The sequence below is a fragment of the Brevundimonas sp. AC546 genome, assembly GCF_979258305.1.
Map to the genome: position 1 here is coordinate 2918198 of NZ_OZ409849.1, position 26107 is coordinate 2944304.

Genomic DNA, 26107 nt, shown 5'->3' on the forward strand with positions numbered 1-26107 from the left:
GCAATCTGGTTTGCGGCTCTGGACGGGGAAGACGAAGGTTCGCGCCCTGCCGTCGTCCCTCTTTCCTCTCACGACGGCCCTGAAAGCAAGACGATGCGTGTATTCCTCGCCTCCATCCCGCTGGAGGCCGTAAAGGTCGTGATCATCGGCGGCGGCGAGCCCGCTCTGGCGAAGCTGCGACTGTTCCTGAACACGCCGGCGGAGGTGGTGTGGTTCGCCCCCGACGGCGCGCCCCCCAAGATCGAGACGCCGTTGACGGCGCCCGAACCGGTGCTGCGCACGCCAGAGGCTGGCGACCTGGCAGGCGCGCGACTGGTCTTCATGGCGCTGGACGATGCGGACGAACTGGCGCGGCTGAGCGCCTTGGCGCGGGCGGCGGGGGCTCAGGTCAATGTCGTAGACAAGCCGCATCTGAGCGACTTCCAGACCCCGGCCCTGATCGACCGCGACGAGGTCGTGATCGGCGTGGCGACCGGTGGATCGGCGCCCATCCTGGCGCGCGACATCCGCACGGCGATCGAGGGCGTGCTGCCGGCCGGCCTGGCCAATGTGGCGCGGTTGGCGCGCGAGCTGCGCGACACGGTCAAGGCCAGCGTGCCGGACTTCATGGCGCGCCGCCGGTTTTGGGAAAGGGCCTTTCGGGGGCCGGCCGTGACGCTGGCGGCCGAAGGTCGGACGGCCGAGGCGCGGCGCGAGATGCTGCGCCTGCTGAACTCGGCAGCGCCGGAACAGGGCGTGGTCCATATTGTCGGCGCCGGGCCGGGCGATCCTGAACTGCTGACGCTGAAGGCGTTGAGGGTGTTGCAGGACGCCGACGTCATCATCCACGACCGTCTGGTGCCCGAGGCGGTGCTGGAGCGGGCGCGCCGCGACGCCAAGCGGCTGTATGTCGGCAAGGCGCGCGGCGAACATTCGGTGCCGCAGGATCAGATCGAGGCTCTGATGATCGAAGAAGCCCGCGCCGGTCATCGGGTCGTGCGGCTGAAGGGCGGCGACCCCTTCGTCTTCGGTCGTGGCGGCGAGGAGCTGGACGCCATGCGGGCGGCCGGCGTGCCGGTCTTCGTCGTGCCCGGCGTGACGGCGGCCCTGGCTTGCGCGGCCTCGGCAGGCATTCCCCTGACCCATCGCGACCACGCCCAGGCGGTGACCTTCGTGACGGCCCAGGCCAAGCCGGGCGGCGTGGATGCCGACTGGTCGCGGCTGGCCGGGCCGAACCACACCCTGGCCATCTACATGGGGTCGGATCGCGCCGAGGAGACTGCGACCAAGCTGATCGCGGCCGGGCGTCTGGGCTCGACCCCCGTCGCCATCGTCGAGAACGGCAGCCGACCGGACGAGCGGGTTCTGACCGGACGACTGGACGGGCTGGGCGTTCTGGTGCGCGGGGCCAATCTGACGGGACCGGCCTTGCTGTTCGTTGGCGAGACGGCGGCCTTCTCGGCGGCCCAACTGGACGTTCGGGCGGAGTTCGCGGCGTGAAGATCGTGACCGCAAACCGCCTGTCGGACGGCCGCGTCATCTATGCGGGCGTCGACAACCAGCCGGTCGAGCGCATCGACCAGGCCTCGGTGCTGGACGAGGCCACGGCCGAGATCGTGCTGGCCGAGGTCGCCGGACGACCTGATGTCTTCGTCAATCCCTATGCCGTCGAGGTGGAGGGCCATACGCCCTCAGGCCGTGACCGGCTGAAGGAGCGCATCCGTTCGGCCGGGCCGACGGTGGGCCACAGCGTCGCGGGAGGCGTGGCCTGATGTATCGCTATGACGAGTTCGACCATGCCCTGGTGCGTGAACGGGTCGAGGAGTTTTCCGACCAGGTCGCTCGCCGCGCGTCCGGCGCCCTGACCGAGGACGAGTTCAAGCCGCTGCGGCTGATGAACGGCGTCTATCTGCAACTGCACGCCTATATGCTGCGGGTCGCCATTCCCTATGGGACGTTCAACAGCCGCCAGATGCGGCGGCTGGGCCATATCGCGCGCACCTATGACAAGGGCTACGGCCACTTCACCACGCGCACGAACATCCAGTACAACTGGCCGGCCCTGACCGACCTGCCGGCCATCCTGAGCGATCTGGCCGATGTCGAGATGCACGCCATCCAGACCAGCGGCAACTGCATCCGCAACACCACGACGGACGTCTTCGCCGGCGCCGCCGACGACGAGATCGAAGACCCGCGTCCCTGGTGCGAGATCATCCGCCAATGGTCGACCATCCACCCGGAATTCAGCTTCCTGCCGCGCAAGTTCAAGATCGCGGTGATCGGGGCCGAGAAGGACCGGGCGGCGATCCGGACCCATGACGTGGGGCTGCAGATCGTGAAGGGCGCCGACGGCGGGACCGCCTTCCGCGTCTTTGTCGGCGGGGGCCAAGGGCGCCTTCCCCATATCGCCCAAGAGATCGCCCCGGCCATCCCTGCGGCGGACCTGCTGGCCTATCTGACCGCCATCCTGCGGGCCTGGAACCTGCTGGGGCGACGCGACAACATTCACAAGGCGCGGATCAAGATCCTGGTCGCCTCTGTCGGGCTGGAAGCCTTCCGCGAGGAGGTGGACAAGCACTACGCCACCCTGCGCCATGAAGACCTGCGGATTCCCGAGGACGAGGCCGCACGAATCCAGGCCTATTTCGCCCCGCCGCCGTTCGAGGACCTGCGCAAGGCCAGCGCGCCGTTCGACCGCGCCCTGTTGGCCGATCCCGACTTCGCCCGGTTCGCGCGCAACAATGTGCGCCGTCACCGGCAGGCGGGCTATGCCTCCGTGGTGGTGTCGCTGAAGCCGGTCGGGGGCGTGCCGGGCGACATCACAGCGGATCAGATGGACGCGGTGGCGGACCTGGCCGAACGCTATTCCTTCGATGAACTGCGCGCCGCCTATGAGCAGAATCTGGTCCTGCCGCATGTAAAGCTGGACGACGTGCCGGCGCTGTGGCGGGCGCTGCTGGAGGCGGGGCTGGCGACGGCCAACGCCGATCTGGCGACCGACGTCATCGCCTGTCCGGGACTGGACTATTGCAGCCTGGCCAACGCCCGGTCGATCCCGGTGGCCCAGGCCCTGTCGAAGCGGTTGGCGGACATGGACTATCAGGAACGGCTGGGGCCAGTCCGGATCAATATGAGCGGCTGCATCAACGCCTGCGGCCACCACCACGTCGGCCACATCGGCGTCTTGGGCGTCGATCGGAAGGGCGAGGAATACTACCAGATCACCGTCGGCGGTTCGCCCGACGAGCAGGCGGCGCTGGGCGACATCGTGGGCAAGAGCCTGCCTGCCGACGAGGTCGCGCCCGCGATCCAGCGGACTCTGGATCGCTATCTACAAATCCGCGCCGAGGGCGAGCGGTTCATCGACACGGTGCGCCGTGTCGGTCCCGACCCCTTCCGTGACGCCATATACGAGACGCTCGATGCAACGGCTTGAAGGCATTCAGAACGGGCTGCGCCTGTCGGTCACCACGCCGTTGGCGGAGGTCGAGGCGGCCGCCGCCAATGAAGACACGCTGGTGCTGGAGTTCGACGCCTTCCGCGACGGGCGTGGCTTCTCGCTGGCGGCGGTGCTGCGCGAGCGCGGCTATGCCGGGCGTCTGATCGCGGCGGGCAAGGTATTGCCCGACCAGTCGCGACACCTGCGCCGCTCGGGCTTCGATGCCGTGGAGCTGGCGGACGATGCGGACGGCGCCGCCTGGGACCGGATGGACCAAGCGTTCAGCGCATCCTATCAGCCCGCCGTCGATCCCGCGCCGACCATCTGGCAGCGGCGGCGTGCGGCGTCCAACGATCGCGATCTGGACGCGCTGGCCGATCGGCTGAACCGCGAGACGGCAGGCAAGGACGCGTCCGAGATCGTGAAGGCGGCGCTGGACCCGGCGCTGGGTCTGCGGGTCGGCGCCATCTCGTCCTTCGGCGCCGAGTCCGCCGCCTTGCTGGACATCATCGCCAGCGAGAACAAGACCGTGCCGGTGGTCTTCCTGGAGACCGGCCAGCATTTCCTCCAGACCCTGTCCTATCGCACCCAACTGACCAAGGTCCTGGGCCTGACCGACGTGCGGCTGGTCACGCCGGATGCGGGCGAGAAGGCGACGTTGGATGCCCGCGACGACCTTTGGAAGACGAACGCCGACGCCTGCTGCGACTTGCGGAAGGTGCGGCCCCTGGCGCGGGCGACGGCCGGGTTCAATGCCGTCATCACCGGGCGCAAACGCTATCAGGCCGCGACGCGGGCCAAGTTGAAACCGTTCGAGGTGCTGGACGGGGTGCTGCGGATCAATCCGCTGGCGAACTGGGACGCCGACGACGTCGAGGCCTGGCTGGACGAGAACGACCTGCCGCGTCACCCGCTGGTCGAGCAGGGCTATCGCTCCATCGGCTGCTGGCCGTGCACCCGCGCGGTTCAGGACGGCGAAGATACGCGCGCCGGGCGTTGGTCGGGGATGGACAAGGTCGAGTGCGGCATCCACCTAGGCAGGCGTCAGGTCGCGGCCTGATCGTCTCCCGTTCGACCTCGCCTGAAAGCTGAAACGTGTCCGTCACCAAGTCCGTCATCGACCTGATCGGCAATACGCCGCTGGTGCGCCTGAACCGCCTGTCCGAGCAGACGGGGTGCGAAATCCTGGGCAAGGCCGAGTTCATGAACCCCGGCGGTTCGATCAAGGACCGCGCCGCCCTGTCGATCGTCCAGGGCGCACGGGCGTCTGGCGCGCTGAAGCCTGGCGGGACCATCGTCGAGGGCACGGCCGGCAACACCGGCATCGGCCTGGCCCTGGTCGGTGCGGCTTTGGGCCATCCAGTGGTGATCGTCATTCCGCGCACCCAGTCGGAAGAGAAGAAGTCGGCTATCCGGTCGCTGGGCGCGCGCCTGGTCGAGGTGGACGCCGCGCCCTTCTCAAGCCCCAACCATTTCGTCCATTATTCCGGGCGTCTGGCGGCCGAGCTGAACGACGGCGAAGAGGCCGGGGCGATCTGGGCCAACCAGTTCGACAACACCGCCAACCGCGACGCCCACTACACGACTACCGGCCCGGAGATCTGGGCTCAGACGGACGGCAAGGTCGACGCCTTCGTCTCGGCCGTCGGGTCAGGCGGCACGATTTCAGGCGTCTCTGCCTATCTGCGCGAGAAGAACCCGGACGTGACCATCGCCCTGGCCGACCCGGCCGGCGCGGCCATGTTCAACTGGTTCAACAAGAGTGAGATGACGGGCGAGGGCTCGTCGATCACCGAGGGCATCGGGGTGGCGCGGATCACGGGCAACCTGGAGGGCTTCCGGCCCGATCACGCCTACCGGATCGAGGATGCGGAGTTCTTGCCGATCCTGTTTGATCTGGTGAAACACGAAGGTCTGTCACTGGGCGGCTCGGCCGGGGTCAACGTCGCCGGGGTTTTGCGGTTGGCCAAGGAAATCGGGCCGGGGAAGACCATCGTGACCTGCCTGTGCGATCCCGGGTCGCGTTATGCGTCCAAGCTGTTCAATCCGGAATTCCTGCGGTCGAAGGGTTTGCCGGTTCCGGACTGGGCGTAAAAACATCGTCTCCTCCCCATGAAATGGGGAGGGGGACCGCGAAGCGGTGGAGGGGCTCTTGAAATCCCACTGAAACCGGTGATGCGGCCAAGAACCCCTCCGTCTCTCCGCTTCGCTCCGAGCCACCTCCCCGCAAAGCGGGGAGGAGACGATGTCCCGCTACTTCGCCTTCTGATCCGCGATCCACGCATCCATGCGCTGGTCCAGCAGCGCCAGCGGCAGCGGGCCTTCGACCAGCAGGGCGTCGTGGAAGGTGCGGACGTTGAACTTCGGACCCAACTCCCGCTCGGCGCGCGCCCGAATCTCGCGCAGGCGGATCTCGCCGATCTTGTAGGCCGTGGCCTGGCCCGGCCAGCCGATGTAGCGCTGAAGCTCGGTCTCGATGTTGTGCGGCGCCAGGGCCGAGTTGTCGCGGAAACAGGCGCGGGCCTGTTCCTCGGTCCAGCCCATCCAATGCAGGCCGGTGTCGGCGACCAGGCGACAGGCGCGCCACATCTCGTAGGACAACCGGCCGAACCGCTCATAGGGCGTGCGGTAGAAGCCCATCTCCTCGCCGAGATACTCGGCGTATAGCCCCCAGCCCTCGGTATAGGCGCTGACATTGGCCTGCCGGCGGAAATAGGGTTGGCCGGGCGCCTCCTGCTGTAAGGCGATCTGGAGGTGGTGGCCGGGCACGGCCTCGTGCAACGTCAAGGCGGGCAGTTCGTACAGCGGGCGCTGGTCCAGCTTGGACGTGTTGACGATGTAATGGGCGGCGACGCCGTTCTGCATAGAGCCGCCGTTATAGCGGCCGGTGGTGTAGTTTTCCTCGATCTGCGGCGGCACCGGCTGCACGTCATAGGTCAGGCGGGGCAGGGTGGCGAACAGAGGCGGCAGGCCGCCGTCGGCGCGCTTGGCCATCTCCGACGCCTGTTGCAGCAAGCCTTCGCGGCTGGTCGCATAGAACTGTGGATCGGTGCGGAGGAAGTTCAGGAAGCCGGCGAAATCACCGGTCCAGCCCGACGCCTTCATCTCGACTTCCATGCGGGCGCGAATGCGGGCGACCTCGTCCAGCCCGATCTGATGGATATGGTCCGGCGTCAGGTCGGTGGTCGTGTGGCCGCGCACCAGATAAGCGTAAAGTTCCTTGCCGCCTGGCCGATTGCCGATGCCTGGCTCTACCGGCGCTTTCGGCAGATAGTCATCCTGCAGGAAGGTCAGCCAGGCTTGACGGGCTGGCACGATCGCCTCCGCCACCGCCGCAGTCGTCGCCGTCGTCAGCCGGTTCTTGTCTGCTTGTGACACGGTCGAGGGCAGGGTGGTCAGGGGTTTGAGCAGGGGCTCTGCATCGGGCTTGATCGCCACGTCGTTGCGCGCCAGCGTCAGGGCGCTTTCGGTCACCGAACGCGCCTGGATCAGGCCAGTGTCCAGCCCGCGTCGGGCATTGTCGGTCGTCTGGGCGTAGATGGTCCCGAAGCCCCGGATGCGGCGAATATAGGCCTCGGCCTCCGCGACGGAGTTCAAGCGCGTGCCGCCGCCGATATACAGCGCCCAGGTTCCGGGCCCGCCCTCGGCGTCGAACGCCAGGCGGCTGGTGTCGTAATCCAGCCCTTCGAGGCTGCGGTTCAGGGTGTAGAGCAGGAAGGCATGGTTGATGCCGCCGGCGTGGGAAAGACTTGCCGGGTCGATGGCGTTCAGCCGTCGCACGAAGCCTTCCAGCGGCGCGCGCTGGGCCATTTCGAACGTGCGCGACAGGTCGGGCACCCGCCCCATCGCCTCGACATCGCCTTCGCCGCCAGCCGAAAAGGGATCGACAGATTTCAGATAGGCCTCGTAATCGACGATCAGCGCGTTCAGCGCCGTGTCCGCCGGCGTCGCTGCAACGGCGGCGGGCGGCGTCTGGGCCACGGCGACCAGCGGCGACGCGCTCGCGAGCAAGGCCGCGATGGCCAAATGGGAAAACTTCATCACGCCCCTCCAGTTAGGGGGCGCAGGCAAGCCGAGCCGGATCGATGCGTCAACCGCAGACGGTGAAGAACTGCTCGATTCCCGCCTTGGCGGCCGGATGGGCGGCGTAGATATGGCGTTCCTCGTCCGACCAGGAGGCGATCCAGCCCAGGCGGCGGAAACGCTGGAAGACTGGATCCTTGGTCGTGGCTCTGGCGGTCAGAAGTTCGCCGTCATGGACGCCCGCCGGTTCGGACGATGCGCGATAGCGTTCGGTGTCGCCGCCGGATTCGAGATGGATTTCACGGCTGGGCTTGTCGCTGGCTGCCGTCAACTCCAGCGCGCCGGAGCCGGCCTGGCAGAGCAGGTGCAGTTTGACCTCGTCGCTATTGGCGACGCCGTAAGCCAGGATAGCCTCCTGCCCGTCGCGGTTCAGGAACCAGTCGTAGCCGGGCATGGGGGCGGGGGCGGGACCCGCCGCCTCCAGATTTGCGACCGGAGGGGACGTGTTGGTGGCGCATGCCGCCAAGGCGGACAGGGCGATCAGGGTCAGGATCAGGCGAGACAGACGCATGGGCTTCCTATCCGGCGCAGCGGTCGGCGAAGCGACGAAGCTTGGCCAGGTGGGGGCGTTCGACGGTGATCGTGTCGGCGTCGTCGCCCACGGTGATCGTCATGCGCCCGTCGGCGACGAAGGCAGAAAATGCGGGATGATCGACCGGAATCGCGGTCTCCAGCTTGCCGCCGCGCCCGACGCGCGCCTCGCTGGTGGCGGTCATGCCGCCTGCGGTGATGCGAGCGAAACCGGCCGTCGCATCCTCGCCATAGACGGCGACGGAGACGGTACCCGAAGCTGGCTGGCACTGCAGGGTGGCGCGCAGCTCAGCGGTGTCGGGAATATCGTTTGCCAGGACCATCGGCCCCTCGCCCTCATACAGGCTCCAGGTCCAGCCGGCCGTGGGCGCGGCCTGCAGGGCGACCGCCATCACGGCGGAAAGAATAAGCATCATTTGTCAGCCCCCGCCGACAACGCGCATCGCCGCGTCGCCCTCAATGTCGTCAGCCCGGGCCATAACCGCAATAGATCAGACAGCCGCAGGCCTCCTGCACGTTCGTACAGGCTGAACGCGGTTATCCGTCAACGGTTCACGCCCCGTGGGTTGGCCCGTCAGAACGGGCTGAACCGCTCCACAAGAGCCTGACCCACCGGCGGCGCCTGAACGCGGCTGACGTCGCCGCGGCCGCCGTAGGAGATGCGGGCCTCGGCGATCTGGGTGTGGTTGATGGCGTTGGCCGAGGAAATGTCCTCGGGGCGCACGATGCCGGCGACGGTCAGCTCGCGGACCTCGCGGTTGGTGCGCACTTCCTGCCGACCCTGGATCACCAGATTGCCGTTGGCGAGCACGTCGGTGACGACGGCGGCGATGGTCAGCGATACCTTTTCGGCGCGATTGACCGTGCCGGAGCCCGCCGATTTCAGGTCGCCCTCCATGCCGATCATGGCGGAGGGATCGAAACCGCCGGGGAAGGCGCGGCCCAGGCTGCTTTCCAGGCCGAACAGGTTGGAGACGCCGCTGGTGATGTTGTTGGAGCGCGAGCGCTGGGTCGAGTTCTGGGTCTGCGCGCGGTCGTCGATGTCGATCTTGACCGTCAGGATGTCGCCGATGTGACGCGCGCGCTGGTCGCCGAAGAAGGTGCGGGCGCCGGTGCGCCACAGGCTGTTGGCGCTGGCGGGCGCGGTCTCGCGCGCCGGCAGATAGGCTTGTTGCGCCGGGATCAGGGCGGCGGGATAGCCGATGGGGGCCAGTTCGGGACCACGCACCGTCTCGGCGACGGTCGAGCAGGCGGCCAGTGGCGTCAGGACGGCGAGGATCAGGATGGCTTTACGCATGACGAGGATTCCCTAGCGGGCGGCGAACTGTTGGGGATTGGCGCGGGCGCTGTCGGCTCCGGGGCCGGCGATAGCCTGGCCGGGACCGGAAGCGACTGCATCGATGACGCGGTTGGAGGTGGTGTTCATGATGGCGACGGGCTCGCCCAGGCTGGCGCTGCGCATGGCCTTGCCCATGACGGCCAGGTTCACGCCGCCGACCTGATAGGTGACGCGCACCATGTCGTTGCGGGCGATGACCTGAGACGCGGCGCCGGGGCGATAGGCGGCGCGAGCGACCGGCTGCGTGGCGGATTGAGATGAGGGCTGGAACGCCGCGTCCGACGCCGTTTGCACCGGACCGGCGGCGCGACGCACGGCGACGCGGCGCAGACCGTTGGGATTGCTCCAGTCGAGGCCGGCCTGGCGGGCCAGGGCCTGAAGCTGGCCGGCTTCCAGCACGACCGAAGGGCCGACGCGTTCGGCGACGGCGACATTGGCTGAGGCGCCCGCGCCTTCGAACAGGTCGCCCAGGGTGACCCGGCCGTCTTCATCGACGGGATTGGCGCGCAGGACGACGGGGCCGGCGAATGCGACGCTGGACACGGCGCTGACGGCGGCGACGAGCAGGAGGGAGCGGATCAGCATCATGGCTCAGCTCTTCACTTGCGAGGCGACCGACAGCATCTGGTCGGCGGTGCTGATGACCTTGGAGTTCATCTCGTAGGCCCGCTGGGCCACGATCAGCGAGCTGATCTCCGACACCGCGTCCACGTTCGACGCCTCGGTGTAGGATTGCAGGATCTGGCCGAAGCCGATGTCACCGGGCGTGCCGACGATGGCCGGGCCCGAGGCGGCGGTTTCCAGCAACAGGTTGTCGCCGATGGCTTCCAGGCCGGCTTCGTTGAAGAAGTTGGCCAGTTCGATCTGCCCGACCGTGGTGGGGTCGGTCTGCCCGTCCTGCGTCACCTGAACCAAGCCGGTCTTGGAGATCGAGATCTTGGTCGTGTCCTGCGGAACGGTGATGGCGGGTTCCAGCAGATAGCCGTCGTCGGTGACGATCTGGCCTTCCGGACTGACCTGCAGGTTGCCGGCGCGGGTGTAGCCGATCTCGCCCGAGGGCAGGGTGATCTGGAAATAGCCCTTGCCGTCGATGGCCATGTCATAGGGGTTGCCGGTCGCCTGGGGCGTGCCCTGTTCGGTGACCCGGTAAACCGCGCCGGCCTTGACGCCCGCGCCGATCTGGATGCCGGTCGGGACCACGGTTCCGGCCGCCGAGGACTGGGCTCCCATGCGTTCGACGTTCTGATAGAGCAGGTCCTGGAACTCGGCGCGCTGCTTCTTGAAGCCCACCGTGTTCATGTTGGCGATGTTGTTGGAGATGACCTCCACGTTCAGTTGCTGGGCCAACATGCCCGAGGCGGCGGTGCGAAGTGCGCGCATGGTTCGGGGCTCCCTTAAGCGGCCTTGCCGAGGCGCTCGACGGCGCGACGGCTGAGGTCGTTGGTGTTTTCGATCAACCGCGAAATGCTCTCATAGGCGCGGCTGATTTCGACGAGATTGGTGATTTCGATCAACGGATTGACGTTGGAGGATTCCAGAGCGCCCTGATGGACCTGGGCGTCGGCCGCCTCGATCGGCTGGGCGTTGGAGCCGTTGCGGTACAGGCTGTCGCCGCCCTTCTCGAGCACGCCCAGCGTCTCGAAACGAACGACCGACAGACGACCGGTGACCTGGCCTTCCTGGGTGATGGTGCCGTCGGCGCCGACGCTGGGCGCACCCAGGTTGGGGTCCAGGACAATCTCGGCCCCGCCCCCCAGGACGGCCTGACCCTGTTTGGTGGTCAGGCGGCCTTCCGGGTCCATCGTGAAGGCGCCGTCGCGGGTGTAGGCCTCGCCGTTCGCGCCGTCGCGCACGGTGAAGAAGGCCCCTTCGCCGGAGATGGCGAAGTCCAGGTCGCGGCCGGTCTGCTGCATCGACCCCTGGCCGAAGTCGCGGCCCACGCCGTTGTCCAGCACGAAGCTGGCCGAGGGACGGATGGAGTCGTTGCGGGCGCGCTGGCCGATCTCGGTCCCCAGCATCAACTGCTCGACCTTGAAGCCGGTCGTGTTGGCGTTGGCGACGTTGTTGGCCACGATGTCCAGTTCGCGGCGCAGCGTCATCTGGCGTGACAGTCCAATATAGGCGGCGTTTTCCACGAGAAGCGTGCTCCTTCGCTCTCGTCCCTCGCAACGGCCGTGCCAACAGGGTTAATCCAGGCGGAATGCGGGTCTCAGCGGCATCTAGCCTCAGATGACCCGGCAAATCCTGCCCATTGTAAACGTCGCGTTAACCAAACCCGACGATCCTCGTCATGAGAGAGTCTCCGGGGCGCGCGCATGTTCAAGTTTGGCAAGAAGAAGGGTGATCCCGCTGCGGACGCCAATCTGCCTGCCGTGAAGGAGGGCGAGGCCACCATCGAAGGCGACGACGCCGCCGCACCCAAGAAAAAGAAGCTGCCGCTGCTGTTCATCATCGCGCCTGTCGCGCTGTTGGTCCTGGGAGGAGGCGGGGCCGCCGCCTTCTTCATGCTGAAGCCCAAGCCCGCAGAAGCGCACGGCGCCGAAGCCGAGGCGGGTCACGGCGAAGAGAAGTCTGACAAGAAGGCCGATCACGGCAAGGAAGAAAAGAAAGAAGCCGGCGGTCACGGCGGCGGCGGCGAGGGCGGCGAGGCGGACCCGTCGCTGGGCGTCATCGCGCCGGGGCCTGACGGCGTCACCTTCTACACCCTGCCTGACATGGTCATGAACATTCAGTCGCCCGACGGTCGTCCGACCTTCCTGAAGCTGAAGCTGACGCTGGAGATGCAGGACGCCGAGGTGGCGACCCATCTGCAGGAAGAGATGCCGCGCCTGCAGGACATGTTCACCGGCTTCGTGCGCGAGCTGCGTCCCGAGGATCTGAGCGGGTCGGCCGGCACCTATCAGCTGCGGGCCGAGATCCTGCGCCGCGTCAATCTGATCGCTGCGCCGGGCAAGATCGACGCCGTGCTGATCGAAGAAATGCTGGTGCAATAGGCATGACCGACGCAGCCCAGCTCGACCCGTTCGGCGGTCTAGGCGATCCCGGCGACGCCATGTCCGAACGCGTCCTGAACCAGGACGAGATCGACAGCCTGCTGGGCTTCGATCTGGGCGACGACGACGGCTCCGAACGCTCGGGCATCCGGGCGATCATCAACTCCGCGCTCGTTTCCTACGAGCGGCTGCCGATGCTGGAGATCGTGTTCGACCGCCTGGTGCGGTTGATGACGACCAGCCTTCGCAACTTCACCTCCGACAATGTCGAAGTCAGCCTGGACAACATCTCGTCGATCCGGTTCGGCGACTATCTGAACTCGATCCCGCTTCCGGCCATCCTGGCGGTGTTTCGGGCCGAGGAGCTGGACAACTACGGCCTGCTGACGGTCGATTCCAACCTGATCTATTCGATTGTGGACGTGCTGCTGGGCGGTCGCCGCGGCACGGCGGCGCTGCGGATCGAAGGGCGGCCGTACACCACCATCGAACGGGTGCTGGTGCAGCGGATGGTCGAGGTCGTGCTGAACGACGCCCGCCAGGCGTTCGAACCGCTGACGCCCGTCCACTTCAACCTGGACCGGCTGGAGACCAATCCGCGCTTCGCCGCCATCGCGCGCCCGGCCAACGCCGCCATCCTGATCAAGCTGCGCATCGACATGGAGGATCGCGGCGGCCGGATCGAACTGCTGCTGCCCTATGCGACGCTGGAGCCGATCCGCAAGATGCTGCTGCAGCAGTTCATGGGCGAGAAGTTCGGCCGCGACAACATCTGGGAAGGCCACTTGGCCACCGAGCTCTGGACGACCGAGACCGAGGTCCGCGCCGTCCTGGACGAGCAGATGATGCCCCTGTCCAGCGTGCTGGACCTCAAGGTCGGCGACACCTTGATGCTGAACGCCACGCCGGATTCGGAGGTCTCGATCCGCGCCGGCTCCATACCCCTGACCACCGGCCGCATGGGTCGCAAGGGTCAGCACATCGCCATACGCGTCGAAGGGCCGGTCAATCCCGAAGTCGCCGCCCGCCTGGGAGTGAATGTCTGATGGCCGGAATGATCATGGATGCGGTGCTGATGCTGCTGCTGGTCGCAGCGGTCGGCTACGGCATCAAGCTGGAACGCAAGCTGGCCGCTCTGCGCGCCGGACAACTGGCTTTCGCCCAGGCGGTGACCGAGCTGAACGCCGCCGCCGGTCGCGCCGAGAATGCCCTGGCGACCCTGCGCGCCTCAGGCCAGGAAACGGACCTGCTGCACGACCGCATCATCAAGGCGCGTGAGGTGAAGGCCCAGCTCGAAACCCTGATCGCCCGCGCCCCTGCCGTCGCGCCCGTTCGGGTCGTCGAGGACGAGCCGGTCCGCCGCGCGCCTGCCGCCGTGGCCTCTCCAGCCGTGACCGCGACCGAAGATGAGGAACGCGCCGAGCGCATGGCGGCTCTGGCCGAGCGTATCCAGGGTCTGGCCAGCCCCTCGACCAGCGCCTCGACCAGCCGCCGCGCCGCCGCGAGCGCCGCCCCGGCCGGTCGCGACAATATCGCCGCCATCGTCCAGGCCCTGACGGCTGGACGCTCCGCTAACCATTCCGCCAAACAAAGCCTCAACGCCGCGCGTCGTAATCTCGACGACGACCTGTTCGCCGCCTGAGTTCGGAACCCCATTTCATGGCCCGTCTACCCCGCCTTCTGCCTCTGATCGCCATCGCCATCGGCGGGGTGGTCGCCGTGCGCGCCATCGGCGTGGCGCCCGGCCTGTTCGACGGCGCCAAGGCCTGGGCCGAGGAGGCGGCGCCCGCCGCAGCCGGGGCGCCGGTCAAACCTGTCCTGCCGGGCACTTGCTCAGCCCTGTCGCCCGAACAACTGGCCCAGCAGGCCGGGATTTCGCCCGCCGAACTGAAGATCATCCAGTCGCTGTCGCAACGCCGCGCGGCGCTGGACGCCCGCGATCAGGACTTCGCCACCACCCTGCCGCTGATGGTCGCCGCCGAACAGAAGCTGGAGGCCAAGATCCAGGCCCTGGCCGCCCTGAAGGCCGAGATGAAGCAGATGCTGGGTCAGGTGGACGAGCGCGAGAAGGCCGAGATCGACCGCCTGGTCCAGGTCTATTCCGCCATGCGACCCAAGGAAGCTGCCCCGGTCATGGCGACGCTGGAGGACCGCGTGCGCCTGCCCGTCGCCGCCGCCATGCGGCCGCGCACCCTGGCCGCCATCATGGCACAGATGACGGCGCCCCAGGCCAAGGAACTGACCGAGAAGCTGGCCGCTCGCTTCCAGGCCCAGCAGATGGCCGCCCGCGCCGCCGCCGCGGAAGCCGCCACCCCGCCGCCGGCTGCGACGCCCGCCGCCGCAACACCAGCACCCACGCCGGTCGCTCAGCCGACCGCTGCGACCGCTACGCCCGCCACCCGTCCGACGCCCCGGCCGGCTGCCTCTCGTCCCGCCGCCACGCCCGCCCGTCGCCCGGCTGCGACCCCTGCGCGTCGTCCGACGACGCCCGCCGCCACGCCGCCGGCCGGCCCTCAGGCCTATCAGCCCTCTGACGCCCCCAACGCCCAGCCGCGCCAAACTGTGCAGTAACCTTAAGTGTGACCCTGAGCGGACGTTTCGTCTCGACAGGGGAAACACTTCGACCAATCATCTTCGAACGCTCCGTGAGAGAGAGACTGCATCGAGGATCCGCCATGATCGGCGAACTGCTTTACGTCGCGCATCGTCTGCGCCGCGCCATCATCCTGGCTGTTCCGACGGCGGGAACCGTGATGATTGTCGCCGTTGCCCATCACTATCATCTGCTGCCATAAGCACGCCGCCGCCCGGTTTCGCATTGGCATGAGGCCCGCGCGCGTCTATCACCGCGCCTTGCTGAAAAACTGAGCTCGCTCGAAGACCATGTCCGACACGCCTCCCGATCGCCTCTCGGTCGATCCGTCCAGCCCCCATCACGACGCCGAGGTGCTGCAACGCGGCGTCGGCATCCGCTTCAAGGGCGAGGAAAAGACCAATGTCGAGGAATACTGCGTCTCCGAGGGCTGGGTCCGTCTGGCGCTGGGCAACCGCGTGGACCGCAAGGGCAAGGCCCTGACCGTGAAGCTGCAGGGCACGGTCGAACCCTATTTCCAGAACGACTGAACCTACCTAGGTTCCGGCTCTTGCTGAGTCCGGAGCCTACCTCATGTCTATCCGTCTGCTGACCGCCAGCGCCGTCGCGCTGGGTCTCGTCGCCTTCGCCCCCGTGGCCAACGCCCAGGATGCCGCGACGGTGGAGCAGGCTATCGTCGTGCGCGACGCGGCGATGCGCTCCAACATCGCCATGGACTATGTCACCCAGCTGACGACGCGGTTCGGTGCGCGCCCGGCCGGCTCGCGCTCGGAACAGCAGGCCGCCACCTGGGCCGCCGACTATCTACGCGCCAATGGCTTCCAGAACGTCCACATCGAAGAGTTCCCGCTGGTCGGCTGGGAGCGGGGCGAAAGCTCGGCCGCCATCGTCGGCGACCACGCCCAGGCCCTGGTCGCGGCCGCTCTGGGCCATTCGCCCGCCACGCCGCGCAATGGCGTCGAGGCCGAGATCGTCCGCTTCTCCACCTTCGAGGATTTACAGGCCGCGCCTGACGCCGCCGTGCGCGGCAAGATCGTCTATGTCGATCTGGGCCAGATGCACCCCATGCAGGACGGCTCCGGCTATGGTCCCCAGACCCGCGTGCGCGGCGCCGGCCCCGGCGTGGCGGCGGCCAAGGGCGCATCGGCCTTCGTCATGCGTTCGGTCGGTTCGGACGAGGACCGCATGCCCCACACCGGCACGACCCGCTATGTGGACGGCAAGCCGACCATCCCGGCCTTCGCCCTGGCCGCGCCCGACGCCGATCAGGTCAGCCGTCTGGTCGCCCTGGGTCAGCCGGTGCGGATGCGCCTGACCTCGACCGCCCACACCTACCGGACCACCAGTCAGAACGTGATCGGCGATCTGCCCGGCGCCACCCGGCCGGACGAGATCATCGTGCTGGGCTCGCATATGGACAGCTGGGACCTGGGCACCGGCGCCATCGACGACGGCGCAGGCGGCGCCATCACGGTCGCGGCGGCCAAGGCCATCGCCGACAGCGGACGTCGTCCCGCACGGACCCTGCGGGTGATCTTCTATGGTTCGGAAGAGGTCTCCCAGCCGACGCCCCAGACCGGCAACGGCGGCGGCGTCTATGCGAAGGCCCAAGGCGCGGCGCTGGACAAGCACATCATCGCCGGCGAGAGCGATTTCGGCGCCGACCGCGTCTACGCCCTGCGCCTGCCCGCGGGCGCCCAGGGCTCCGACTTCCAGAAGGCCGCGACCCGCGTCCTCTATCCGATCGGCGTCCTCGCCTCGGATCGAGTCGAGACCGAAGGCGGCGTCGATGTCGGCCCGATGGGTCCGCTGGGCGTGCCCTTCTTTGGCCTGGCCCAGGATGGAACCCGCTATTTCGACCTGCACCACACCGCCAACGACACCCTGGATAAGATCGACCCGGCGCAACTGAACCAGAACGTCGCCGCCTGGGCCGGCCTGCTGTGGCTGATCGCCGATTCCGACGTGGATTTCCGCGCGATGAAGCCGGCGGCCACGTCCGCCGCGACCCCTTCGCACTAGAGCGCTTGGAGACCCGGTCCGCTTCTGTCTATAGGAGCCGGACCGGCTCGCGGGCGTGGCGAAACTGGTAGACGCAGCAGACTTAAAATCTGCCGGACGAAAGTCCTTGCCGGTTCAAGCCCGGCCGCCCGCACCAGATTGCTAGAGGTTGGTGCGGGCCAGTTCCAGCACCTCGTCGCCACGACCGTTCATGATGGCTTTCAGCATGAACAGGCTGAAGCCCTTGGCCTGTTCCAGCTTGATCTTGGGCGGGATGACCAGTTCCTGGCTGGCGGTGACGACATCGACCAGGGCGGGGCCGGGGTGGGCCATAGCTTGGGCGATGGCGTCCTCCAACTGGTCGGACTCCTCGACCCGGAAGGCCTTGATCCCCATGGCCGTCGCCATGGCGGCGAAGTCGGGGTTCTGAAGGTCCGTCCCGGTGTCCAGGAAGCCGGCGGCCTTCATCTCCATGGCGACGAAGCCCAGCGAGCCGTTGTTGAATACGATCACCTTCAGCGGCAGACCCAGCTGGGTCAGGCTGATGAAATCGCCCATCATCATGGTGAAGCCGCCGTCGCCCGACAGGGAGATCACCTGCCGCTCCGGCGCGGCGGCCTGGGCGCCGATGCCTTGCAGCATCGCATTGGCCATGGAGCCGTGATTGAACGATCCCAAGAGCCGGCGCCGACCGTTCATCTTCAGATAGCGCGCCGCCCAGACGGTCGGGGTGCCGACGTCGGCGGTGAAGATCGCGTCGTCGGAGGCCAGGCGGCTGACGACCTCGGCCACATATTGCGGATGGATCGGGCGGCCCCTGGACGAGAGGCGGGCCAGGTCGTCCAGGCCTTTTCGCGCTTCGCCATAGTGTTTGCGCGCGGCGTCGAGGAAGCGCGACGACCGCTCAGGCTTCAGCTGGGGCAGCAGGGCGGCGACGGCTTCGGCCACGTCACCGACCACGCCCTGGGCCAGGTGGGCGCGCTTGCCCAGGCTGGACGGGTCGTGGTCGATCTGGATGATCTTGGCGTCGGACGGATAGAAGTTGCGATAAGGGAAGTCGGTGCCCAGCATGACCAGGGCGTCGCAGTTCATCATGGCGTGATAGCCGGACGAGAAGCCGATCAGGCCGGTCATGCCGACGTCATAGGGATTGTCCCATTCGACATGCTCCTTGCCGCGCAGGGCGTGAACCACCGGGGCCTGAAGCGCCTCGGCCAGGGCCAGGACCTGGTCGTGTGCGCCGGCGCAGCCGCTGCCGGCCAGGATGGTGACCTTGTCGGCGCCGTTCAGCAGTTCGGCCGCGCGCGCGACGTCGGACAGAGCAGGGCTGATGCGGGGCTTGCCCGGCGGGCTCCAGTCGGGCGAGGCGCCATCGGGCGCATGAGCCAGGGCCACGTCGCCGGGCAAGACGATCACCGCCACCCCGCCCTTGCCGACGGCGGTGTTCAGGGCGCGCGCCAGGACGCCCGGCATCTGGGCCGGATTGGACACCAGTTCGCAGAAGTCGCTGCATTCGCGGAACAGTTCCTGCGGATGGGTCTCCTGAAAATAGCCCAGACCGATCTCGGAGGAAGGGATGTGGGCGGCGATGGCCAGCACCGGAACCCGGTTGCGATGACAGTCGAAAAGACCGTTGATCAGATGCAGGTTGCCCGGCCCGCAACTGCCGGCGCAGACCGCCAGTTCGCCGGTGATCGCCGCCTCTGCGCCGGCGGCGAAGGCGGCGGTCTCCTCGTGGCGGACATGCATCCACTGGATGTCGTCGAACCGGCGCAGGCTGTCGTTCAGCCCGTTCAGGCTGTCGCCCGTGACGCCCCATATTCGGCGCACGCCGGCCGAGGCCAGGGTCTTGGCCAGCAGGTCTGCGACAGTCATCGCCATGTTCGGCTCCTGGAAACGTTTCACGCCACCATGCGCACACCAGCACACCGCGTCTTGTCTGGAAATGCGCGGAACCGCATTCGGCTTCGTGCGGCCTCTCCCTGTCGAGCGCGAACCGGCTATGGTGGGCGGATAAGTCGCGCCGCGTCATGATCAAATACATCGGCTCCAAGCGCGCCTTGCTGGGCCATGTGACGGGCGCCGTCGCCGGCGTCCTGCCCCAGGGCGGGCGGGTGTGCGACCTGTTCTCGGGCACGGCGCGGGTCGGTCATGCGTTGAAGAAGCAGGGGTTTCAGGTCTGGTCGAACGACTACAACGCCTATGCCCACGCCTTGGCGACCGCCTATGTCCAGGCGGATCGCGACCGCTGGGCCGAGAGGGTCGAGATCGTGCTGGCCGAGTTGCGGACGGTGAAGCCGCAGGCGGGATGGTTCACCCAAGCCTTTTGCCAGGACGCCCGCTACTTCCACCCCGACAACGGCGCGCGCATCGACGCCATGCGCGATCGGATCGAGGCCATGGGGCTGGAGCCGGAGCTGAAGGCCATCGTGCTGGTCAGTTTGATGGAGGCGGCGGACCGGGTGGATTCCACCGCCGGGGTTCAGATGGCCTATATGAAACAGTGGGCGCCCCGGGCGCTGAAGACGCTGGCGCTGAGGACGCCGGACATGGTCGCGGCGGTGGACGGCAGGCCATGCCGGGCGACGCAGGGCGATGCGATCGAGATCGCCGAACAGGTCGAGGCCGACCTCGTCTATCTGGACCCGCCCTATAACCAGCATTCCTATCTGGCCAACTACCACTGCTGGGAAAGCCTGGTGCTGTGGGACCGGCCCGAGACCTATGGGATCGCCAACAAGCGGGTGGACGTCAGGACGCGCAAGAGCCCCTTCAACAGCCGGCCGGGGATCGGACCCGCGCTGCGGACGGTGATCGAGCGAGTCAAGGCGCCGAACCTGATCGTCAGCTTCAATGACGAGGGCTATTTGAGCCGGGCCGAACTGGTCGAGATGCTGTCGGCGCGGGGCCATGTCCAGGTGCTGGAAGTGGCGCATCCGCGTTACGTCGGCGCCCGTATCGGCATCCACAATCCCAAGGGCGAGAAGGTCGGTCAGGTGGGGCGGCTGAGGAACGTCGAACACCTGTTCGTCGTCACGGATCGGCCGGTCGAACTGCCCGTCGCCGCCTAAGCATTTGGAAAACAACAGGCGAGCGTTGCGGAACGCGAATCGCGGCGTGTCGTTGTGGTACTATGCAATCGCGCCCGCACACCTATCCGACCACCGATCGCACCGACGATTACCGCGTCCGGCCGGCGGCGGAACCGCGTTCGTGGGCGCCGCGTGTCGCCGAGGCCGAATGGGGCCGGGATGCGCCGGCGGCCGATGCACGGCCGACCTTCACCCACAACGCCGCCCGCTATAGCCGCCCGAACGAGGCGACGCAGCCGGTCGAGCACGTCGATCTCGAACCCGAACTGAGCCCGCCGCCGCGCTGGATGATGGCGCTGGCCGGCGCCGCCGTGGCGGCCCTGATGGGTGCGCTGCTGGGCGGCTTCATGCACATCTGAGGCGGCGTCAGGCGTCCTGAAGTAGGGCCTTGATGGGCGACCAGCTGCGCCGATGGGCGGGGCAAGGCCCTAATGTTTTCAAGGCGTTCTGGTGGATCGGCGCGTTGTAACCCTTGTGGCTGGCGAAGCCGTAGCCGGGGTATTGGGCGTCTAGATCGATCATCAGTCGATCCCGCGCCGTCTTGGCCAGGATCGAGGCCGCCGCGATCGACAGCGACAGGCCGTCGCCGCCGACCACGGTCTGGATTTCGCACGGCAGTTTGAAGCGGTAGTTGCCGTCGACCAGGGCCGCGACCGGCTGGACCTGAAGCGCCTCGATGGCGCGGCACATGGCCAGGCCGGTGGCGTGCAGGATGTTCAGGTCCTCGATCTCCTCCACCGAGGCGAAGCCGACGCCCCAGGCGATGGCGCGGGCCTTGATCTCGGGCTCCAGCGCGGCGCGGCGCTTTTCGGTCAGGGCCTTGGAATCGTCGATGCCGGGCGGCAGGTCGTCAGGGTTCAGGATCACCGCCGCCGCCGAGACGGGGCCGGCCCACGGTCCGCGCCCTGCCTCGTCCACGCCGCAGACGTGACCGTTGACGCGCTGGATCAGCACGGTCTCCAGCGCGAGGGTCGGGAAGGCCTTGGGGTTTGAGGGGGCTCTAGCCATGGCCCGCCATCGCACGAACCTGGGCGTGACGGAAGCAGGTCGTCTGGTGATCGTTGACCATGCCTACGGCCTGCATGAAGGCATAGACGATCACCGGGCCGCAGAAGTTAAAGCCGCGTTTCTTGAGGGCCTTTGCCATGGCGACCGACTGTTCGGTCTGGGTCGGGGCCTGGCGAAAGTCGGCGTGGGTGGTCTGGATCGGTTCGCCGTCGACGAAGGACCAGAGCCAGGCGGAGAAGTCTTCGTTGTTATCGCGCATCTCCAGCCAGATCTGGGCGCCCCGGATGGCCGCGTTGATCTTGGCGCGCGAGCGAATGATGCGGGCGTCTCCCAGCAGGCGCTGGATGTCGTCCTCGCCGTAGCGGGCGACGATTTCGGGGTCGAAACCGTCGAAGGCGTCGCGGATGCCCTCGCGCTTTCTCAGGATGGTGATCCAGGCGAGGCCGGCCTGGAAGCCGTCGAGGACCAGCTTCTCCCACAGGGCGCGCGGGTCGCGCTCGGGCACGCCCCATTCGGTGTCGTGATAGGCGATGTAGAGCGGGTCGGTGGTCCCGCACCAGCCGCAGCGGCCTTCTGCGTGTGAGTCGGTCATGGCGGGAGGTTGCCAGTCTGTTCTGGTGAGGGGAAGGCGGGATTTGGGGACTCGGCGGTGGAAAAAAAGACCGTCTGAATAGTCTCAATTGTCTGAAATCGGGGCGGAGAGGTGAATTGCACTGCACCCGCTAAACGCGTGCAAAGTGCAAGAAAGTGCAATTTGGCGGGGCGAAGTTGGACTGCGAAAAAAAACAGTCCAACGAGTCCAACGAGTCCAAGTTTTCGTCTCCTCCGGCCCTAAACCCGCGCATTGTAAGGGCGGTTGGAGGAGGGGTTGGTCGATTGACGCTGGTGGTTAATAAGGCTCTGAAATCTGGTCGAATGTCCTCAGAGAATAGGATGGAGACCGTCTCCTCCCCATGAAATGGGGAGGGAGACCGCGAAGCGGTGGAGGGGCTCTTGAAGTCCCACAGGCGGCGGTGATGCGGTGAAGAGCCCCTCCGTCACGGCGCTAAGGAGCGCCGCGCCACCTCCCCACGAAGTGGGGAGGAGACGGTGGTTCAGTCCCGCACCAATCCGCCGTCCACGACCAGGTTCTGGCCGGTCACCGCACGGCTCCAGGGGGAGGCGAAGAAGAGGACCGCGTCGGCGAATTCTTCGGGGGTGGTCACGGACCGCAGCGGCGTCATGCCGGCGATGAAGTCGAAGACGGCCTCGGGGGTGGCGGCGCTGGCGTCGGTGGTGCGCAGAAGGCCGCCCGAGACCATGTTGACGGTGATCCCGTCGGGGCCGAGGTCGCCGGCGGCGGTGCGCGTCAGCGACAGCAGGGCGGCTTTGGCGGCGGTGTAGTCGTGATAGGGCACGACCGGGTTCTGGAACAGGTTGGTGCCGATGTTGACGACGCGGCCGAACCGGGCCGCCGCCATGCCGGGGGCGGTCGCCTGGATGACGTTCAGCGCGCCGCGCACGACGGTCGAGAACTGGGCCGCCAGTTCGTCCCAGCCGATGTCGGTCATCTGCGACCGGGCGTCGCCGTTGAAGCTGTAGTCCAGGGCGTTGTTGATCACGGTGGTGACGGGCGCGCCGAAATGGCTTTGCGCGGCGGCGACCATGGCGTCCACGGCGGCGCGGTCGGTCACGTCGGCCTGGAGGGCGACGGCGCGATCGCCGATTTCGGCGGCCAGGGCGTCGGCGGCCTCGCCGCTGGCGCGCCAGTTGATGATCACGCGGGCGCCTTCGCGGGCGAAAGCGCGGACGGCGGCGGCCCCGACGCCGCGTGCGCCGCCGGTGACGAGGACGATCTGGTCGGCGATCTTCATGGGGGACTCACGCGTTGGAGGAGGGGAGGACGTCCTCGCCCATCCAGGCGGGTTTGCGCAAGCGCACAGGGCGGCCGTCCACGGTCAGGTCGCCGTCGAGGCGGTCGATCCGCAGCAGGGCCATGACCGATCCGTTTTGGCCGGAGAGGATCTCACCCGCGCGCAGTTCGCCCTTCAGCACCTCGGCGCCGAAGGCGGGGGGCGGGCCGTCGAAGTCGAGCGGCAGCATCCGGTTCTTGATCGTTCCCCGGCGTTTCATGCGCGAGGTGGTCTCCTGGCCGACGAAACAGCCCTTCTGGAAGTCGATGCCGTTCAGCAGGTCGAAGTCGGCCTCGATCGGATAGGTCTTGTCCTGGGGCGCGTCGGCTGTGGGGTCGGGCAGGCCGATGGACAGGCGGTGGGCGTCGTAGTCGGCCTGGGCCGCGTCGGGCGTCGCCACGCCATAGAGACGGCCGCCCATCAGCGGGGTGCGCGGGTCGGGGATGAAGCCCTCGGGCGCGTCCGGCCAGGCGGCAAAGACGGCGCGGTCGTCGGCGGCGACCTGGACCTTGGCGCGGAGTTTGTACATCGACAGGCGTTGGAGCAGGGGGGCGCGGCGCTCAGTCGCGACATCCAGCAGGACGCCGTCCGCCTGGCCGAGGATGAACAGGTCGAACAGCAGCCGGCCGGGCGGGGACAGAAGAGCGCCGAAGCGGAGTTCGCCTTCAGCCAGCGTCTCTACGTCCTGGGTCAGCAGATTGTGCAGGAAGGGCTTCGCGTCCTCGCCCGTGATCGAGATGAGGGCGCGGCTGTCGAGACGGGCGATGGGCATGGGCGCAAGATAGGGCGCGGGCGGCGGGTCCAGAAGACGCCGCGCGGAATTTAGGCGACGGCGGCGGCCTCGGGATCGAACAGGGGATCGAAGTTGCGCCAGTCGCTGGCGCCCCAGGCCGACACGCGGGTGACCAGATCGACGATGTTCATCGGCTTGGCGATGCAGTCGTCCATGCCGGCCTCTTCATACTGGATCAGCTGTTCCGGCAGGGTGTTGGCGGTCAGGGCCAGGATGGGCGTGCGGCCGACCAGCCCCGGCAGGGCGCGGATGGCGCGGGTGGCATCGACCCCGTCCATCACCGGCATCTGGATATCCATCAGGATCACGTCCCAGTCGCCGTCGCGGGCGGCATCGACCCCTTGCGCGCCGTCGTCGGCGGTGGCGCACAGGATACCTTGGGCGGACATGACGGCCATGACCAGGGCGCGGTTGCTGTCGTGATCGTCGACATAGAGGACGCGCAGGGCGGCGGCGTCTTCATTGGTGGGCGCGGGTTCGCCGATGACGGCATCGGGCGTCGGCAGTGGAACGACGTTGTCGGCCGACAGATCGATCATGTCGTTGACCACAGACAACAGACGCTGGCCCGCGCCATTGATGCGGGCGGCGTGGTCGGCGTGTTCCTCGGCCAGACCGGCCTTGGACAGCAGGTCCGAGAAGCCGATCACCGAGTTCAGCGGCGTGCGCAGTTCGTGCGACATGTCGGTCAGGAACTTCTGCCGCGCCTCGGCCATGGCGGTCTTTTGTTCGGCGGCGACGCGGGCCTGTTCGGCTTCAACCCGTTCGGTCACGTCGATCTCGGTCAGCATGAGGCCCAGCTGCCCTGTGACCGGGTCGATCACCGGGCGGACGTCGAGGTGGTGCCAGCGCAGACCGTCGCGGGTGACGATCTCGCAGACGTCGGCCGCCAAGTCGCCGGACAGGGCCGCCGCCAGCATGGGCTGGGCGCGCTCGGGTTCGGCGAACCGGGCCTCGAACGGATGGGTGGTCGAGCCATAGGCCGCAAAGGCCGCGGGGTTGGAGAACAGCGGCCGACCTTCGCCGTCGAACAGGGAGATCAGGGTGGAGGTGTGACGCAGGGCCTCGACCGCGCGACGCTCTTCGCTCTCGACCTCGATCGGGGCGGCCTCGAACAGCAGGACCGGCGTGCCGTCGTCCAGCCAGTAGGTCGAGATGATCGCCGTCACCGTCAGGGGCTGGCCGTTCGGATAGAAGGTCCAGTGTTCGGACAGGGTCTCGCCGTTCGCCGTCTCGCGCGCCAGTCGTTCGGTGCGCGCCAGGACGGCGGGGGACATCTGGCTGAAGTCGCGGGCCAGCAGAGCGTCGAGGGTGTCGGAGCCCCAAAGCGTCAGGGCGGCGGCGTTCGCATAGACGCCTCGCATGGCGGACGGATCGAACATCCAGATCGGGCGTCGCAGCGCGTCCCAGGCCTGCATTTCCGGCGTGTCTCTCAAAGCGGCGGCGTCACAGATTTCAGAATAGCGGCAAGGGTTTAAGCTTCGGCTAAGCTGGCGGGCGATCCTGGGTTGTCACGGCGTATCGCGCAACGACGCCGTCGGGTTGGAAGTCGTGCTCGGCCAGCGTATCGAGCGAGCGCAGGAACTCGGGCCAGGAAGGCGGCGGGATCGCCGTCCTCGATCGCCGGGCGCAGCCAGTCGGTGACGACCGCACGGGCGGGATAGGTTCCGACCGGGCCGGGAATGCTGAGGGCCACCTGGATCCCTTCGGCGACCCAGCCGGCGACGGTCATGAAGAACTCCGTCGAGGCCAGGAAGTCCGAGCGGCGCAGGACGTACAGGGTGATGATCCCGTCCTCGACCCCGTCGGGGCGGACGATGACGCCGCTGAGGTCCGGCCGCCAGTCGTCCGACAGTTCGACCACGCGCCACAGGCAGAACCAGATGCGGCAGGTGTTGGGCCGGATGGAGTGGACCGAACAGCCGGCGCCGTCGACGCAATAGGCGCACAGCTCGCCGGTCGGCTTGGCCAGTTCCGGCAGGTCCAGCGGAATGACCCGGCAGCATTCGACACAGCCGCCGCAGGTCCGGCCGGGGAGAAGGGGAAGGCTCACCCCTTGGCGTCAGTCTTTTGGGCGCGTTCCAACTGTGCGATGCGGCGGTCCATGTCGGCGACGACGGCTTCGAGCCGGGTCTTTTCGGAGACCATGTCCACGGGCGTGCCGTCCTCGTAGGAAATGGTGGCGCCCTTGGCGATCAGGTCCAGCCGATAGATGGCCGTGACGCGCTGGGCCTTGAAGCGTTCGAGGGCGGCGGTGGCGGCTGGATCGGGCGTCTGGATCATGGGCGCAGCTTTTAGCCTATGGCACCTGCCTGTGGAAACACGCGTTTGACGCTGAACCCCCGATAGAATCCCTGTATC

General features: G+C 67.5%; 28 protein-coding genes and 1 tRNA gene. 14 read left to right on the plus strand and 15 right to left on the minus strand.

Annotation, left to right across the window (positions count from 1 at the left end):
• Positions 1–93: 93 nt before the first annotated feature.
• Genes cysG through ACZZZD_RS14455 form a run of 5 tightly spaced genes read left to right on the plus strand, consistent with a single transcriptional unit; the run spans position 94 to position 5515 of the window.
• Complete coding sequence (gene cysG, locus ACZZZD_RS14435; protein ID WP_463435874.1) at positions 94–1479, plus strand: siroheme synthase CysG; 1386 nt, start codon at positions 94–96, stop codon at positions 1477–1479.
• The gene (locus ACZZZD_RS14440; protein ID WP_463435876.1) at positions 1476–1751 is read left to right on the plus strand and encodes a DUF2849 domain-containing protein; all 276 of its coding nucleotides are present in this window, start codon (positions 1476–1478) and stop codon (positions 1749–1751) included. Before cysG ends, ACZZZD_RS14440 begins: the two co-directional genes overlap by 4 nt.
• Positions 1751–3418 carry a nitrite/sulfite reductase gene (locus tag ACZZZD_RS14445; RefSeq protein WP_463435878.1) on the plus strand — a complete coding sequence of 556 codons (1668 nt, stop codon included), beginning with the start codon at positions 1751–1753 and terminating at the stop codon, positions 3416–3418. Before ACZZZD_RS14440 ends, ACZZZD_RS14445 begins: the two co-directional genes overlap by 1 nt.
• Positions 3405–4481 carry a phosphoadenylyl-sulfate reductase gene (locus ACZZZD_RS14450; protein WP_463435879.1) on the plus strand — a complete coding sequence of 359 codons (1077 nt, stop codon included), beginning with the start codon at positions 3405–3407 and terminating at the stop codon, positions 4479–4481. The genes ACZZZD_RS14445 and ACZZZD_RS14450 overlap by 14 nt, the downstream gene beginning before the upstream one ends.
• A gap of 35 nt (positions 4482–4516) precedes the next feature.
• Entirely contained in the window at positions 4517–5515 is a 999-nt protein-coding gene (locus ACZZZD_RS14455) for a cysteine synthase A (RefSeq protein ID WP_463435880.1), read from the plus strand.
• A gap of 159 nt (positions 5516–5674) precedes the next feature.
• Here ACZZZD_RS14455 and ACZZZD_RS14460 read toward each other — a convergent pair whose 3' ends face one another.
• From ACZZZD_RS14460 to flgF, 7 genes are all read right to left on the minus strand, one after another.
• Entirely contained in the window at positions 5675–7462 is a 1788-nt protein-coding gene (locus tag ACZZZD_RS14460; protein ID WP_463435882.1) for a DUF885 domain-containing protein, read from the minus strand.
• A 49-nt stretch (positions 7463–7511) separates the two neighbouring features.
• The gene (locus tag ACZZZD_RS14465) at positions 7512–8015 is read right to left on the minus strand and encodes a hypothetical protein (protein WP_463435883.1); all 504 of its coding nucleotides are present in this window, start codon (positions 8013–8015) and stop codon (positions 7512–7514) included.
• A 7-nt stretch (positions 8016–8022) separates the two neighbouring features.
• Positions 8023–8451 carry a hypothetical protein gene (locus ACZZZD_RS14470; RefSeq protein ID WP_463435884.1) on the minus strand — a complete coding sequence of 143 codons (429 nt, stop codon included), beginning with the start codon at positions 8449–8451 and terminating at the stop codon, positions 8023–8025.
• A gap of 158 nt (positions 8452–8609) precedes the next feature.
• Entirely contained in the window at positions 8610–9332 is a 723-nt protein-coding gene (gene flgH / locus ACZZZD_RS14475) for a flagellar basal body L-ring protein FlgH (RefSeq protein WP_463435886.1), read from the minus strand.
• Positions 9333–9344: 12 nt separating this feature from the next.
• Complete coding sequence (locus ACZZZD_RS14480) at positions 9345–9962, minus strand: flagella basal body P-ring formation protein FlgA (RefSeq protein ID WP_463435887.1); 618 nt, start codon at positions 9960–9962, stop codon at positions 9345–9347.
• Positions 9963–9965: 3 nt separating this feature from the next.
• Positions 9966–10754, minus strand: a complete 789-nt coding sequence (flgG, locus tag ACZZZD_RS14485; RefSeq protein ID WP_463435889.1) for a flagellar basal-body rod protein FlgG — start codon at positions 10752–10754, stop codon at positions 9966–9968.
• A gap of 14 nt (positions 10755–10768) precedes the next feature.
• Complete coding sequence (flgF, locus tag ACZZZD_RS14490; protein WP_463435891.1) at positions 10769–11509, minus strand: flagellar basal-body rod protein FlgF; 741 nt, start codon at positions 11507–11509, stop codon at positions 10769–10771.
• Positions 11510–11689: 180 nt separating this feature from the next.
• Here flgF and ACZZZD_RS14495 point away from each other — a divergent pair, with 180 nt between their 5' ends.
• The 7 genes from ACZZZD_RS14495 (at position 11690) to ACZZZD_RS14525 (ending at position 17118) form a co-directional block, all read left to right on the plus strand.
• The gene (locus ACZZZD_RS14495) at positions 11690–12367 is read left to right on the plus strand and encodes a flagellar basal body-associated FliL family protein (protein WP_463435893.1); all 678 of its coding nucleotides are present in this window, start codon (positions 11690–11692) and stop codon (positions 12365–12367) included.
• A 2-nt stretch (positions 12368–12369) separates the two neighbouring features.
• Positions 12370–13413: a flagellar motor switch protein FliM gene (fliM, locus tag ACZZZD_RS14500; protein ID WP_463435895.1), complete on the plus strand. Its 1044-nt coding sequence runs from the start codon at positions 12370–12372 to the stop codon at positions 13411–13413.
• Complete coding sequence (locus tag ACZZZD_RS14505) at positions 13413–14009, plus strand: DUF6468 domain-containing protein (protein WP_463435897.1); 597 nt, start codon at positions 13413–13415, stop codon at positions 14007–14009. Before fliM ends, ACZZZD_RS14505 begins: the two co-directional genes overlap by 1 nt.
• A 17-nt stretch (positions 14010–14026) precedes the next feature.
• Positions 14027–14938 carry a MotE family protein gene (locus ACZZZD_RS14510; protein WP_463435899.1) on the plus strand — a complete coding sequence of 304 codons (912 nt, stop codon included), beginning with the start codon at positions 14027–14029 and terminating at the stop codon, positions 14936–14938.
• Between the two features lie 312 nt (positions 14939–15250).
• Positions 15251–15490: a DUF3297 family protein gene (locus ACZZZD_RS14515; RefSeq protein ID WP_463435900.1), complete on the plus strand. Its 240-nt coding sequence runs from the start codon at positions 15251–15253 to the stop codon at positions 15488–15490.
• Positions 15491–15533: 43 nt separating this feature from the next.
• On the plus strand, positions 15534–16982 hold the full coding sequence (locus ACZZZD_RS14520) for a M20/M25/M40 family metallo-hydrolase (protein ID WP_463435902.1): 1449 nt from the start codon (positions 15534–15536) through the stop codon (positions 16980–16982).
• Between the two features lie 49 nt (positions 16983–17031).
• Positions 17032–17118: transfer RNA gene (locus ACZZZD_RS14525), tRNA-Leu, on the plus strand.
• A gap of 5 nt (positions 17119–17123) precedes the next feature.
• On the opposite strand, the gene poxB is transcribed toward ACZZZD_RS14525, so the two are convergent.
• Positions 17124–18842, minus strand: a complete 1719-nt coding sequence (gene poxB, locus ACZZZD_RS14530) for a ubiquinone-dependent pyruvate dehydrogenase (protein WP_463435904.1) — start codon at positions 18840–18842, stop codon at positions 17124–17126.
• Between the two features lie 149 nt (positions 18843–18991).
• Here poxB and ACZZZD_RS14535 point away from each other — a divergent pair, with 149 nt between their 5' ends.
• Complete coding sequence (locus ACZZZD_RS14535) at positions 18992–20032, plus strand: DNA adenine methylase (protein ID WP_463435906.1); 1041 nt, start codon at positions 18992–18994, stop codon at positions 20030–20032.
• 62 nt (positions 20033–20094) lie between these two features.
• On the plus strand, positions 20095–20412 hold the full coding sequence (locus ACZZZD_RS14540; protein ID WP_463435908.1) for a hypothetical protein: 318 nt from the start codon (positions 20095–20097) through the stop codon (positions 20410–20412).
• Between the two features lie 7 nt (positions 20413–20419).
• On the opposite strand, the gene ACZZZD_RS14545 is transcribed toward ACZZZD_RS14540, so the two are convergent.
• The 7 genes from ACZZZD_RS14545 to ACZZZD_RS14575 all read right to left on the minus strand — a co-directional run bounded on the left by ACZZZD_RS14545 (position 20420) and on the right by ACZZZD_RS14575 (position 26029).
• On the minus strand, positions 20420–21061 hold the full coding sequence (locus ACZZZD_RS14545) for a ribonuclease HII (RefSeq protein ID WP_463435910.1): 642 nt from the start codon (positions 21059–21061) through the stop codon (positions 20420–20422).
• Positions 21054–21653: a DNA-3-methyladenine glycosylase I gene (locus ACZZZD_RS14550; RefSeq protein ID WP_463435911.1), complete on the minus strand. Its 600-nt coding sequence runs from the start codon at positions 21651–21653 to the stop codon at positions 21054–21056. Before ACZZZD_RS14550 ends, ACZZZD_RS14545 begins: the two co-directional genes overlap by 8 nt.
• Before the next feature lie 502 nt (positions 21654–22155).
• Positions 22156–22914 carry a 3-oxoacyl-ACP reductase gene (locus tag ACZZZD_RS14555; RefSeq protein ID WP_463435913.1) on the minus strand — a complete coding sequence of 253 codons (759 nt, stop codon included), beginning with the start codon at positions 22912–22914 and terminating at the stop codon, positions 22156–22158.
• A 7-nt stretch (positions 22915–22921) separates the two neighbouring features.
• A complete protein-coding gene (gene ygfZ, locus ACZZZD_RS14560) occupies positions 22922–23725 on the minus strand; it encodes a CAF17-like 4Fe-4S cluster assembly/insertion protein YgfZ (protein ID WP_463435915.1) in 804 nt (267 codons plus the stop codon).
• 50 nt (positions 23726–23775) lie between these two features.
• On the minus strand, positions 23776–25164 hold the full coding sequence (locus ACZZZD_RS14565; protein WP_463435917.1) for a hybrid sensor histidine kinase/response regulator: 1389 nt from the start codon (positions 25162–25164) through the stop codon (positions 23776–23778).
• 56 nt (positions 25165–25220) lie between these two features.
• Complete coding sequence (locus tag ACZZZD_RS14570; RefSeq protein ID WP_463435919.1) at positions 25221–25799, minus strand: hypothetical protein; 579 nt, start codon at positions 25797–25799, stop codon at positions 25221–25223.
• A complete protein-coding gene (locus tag ACZZZD_RS14575; RefSeq protein ID WP_463435921.1) occupies positions 25796–26029 on the minus strand; it encodes a hypothetical protein in 234 nt (77 codons plus the stop codon). Before ACZZZD_RS14575 ends, ACZZZD_RS14570 begins: the two co-directional genes overlap by 4 nt.
• Between the last annotated feature and the right edge of the window lie 78 nt (positions 26030–26107).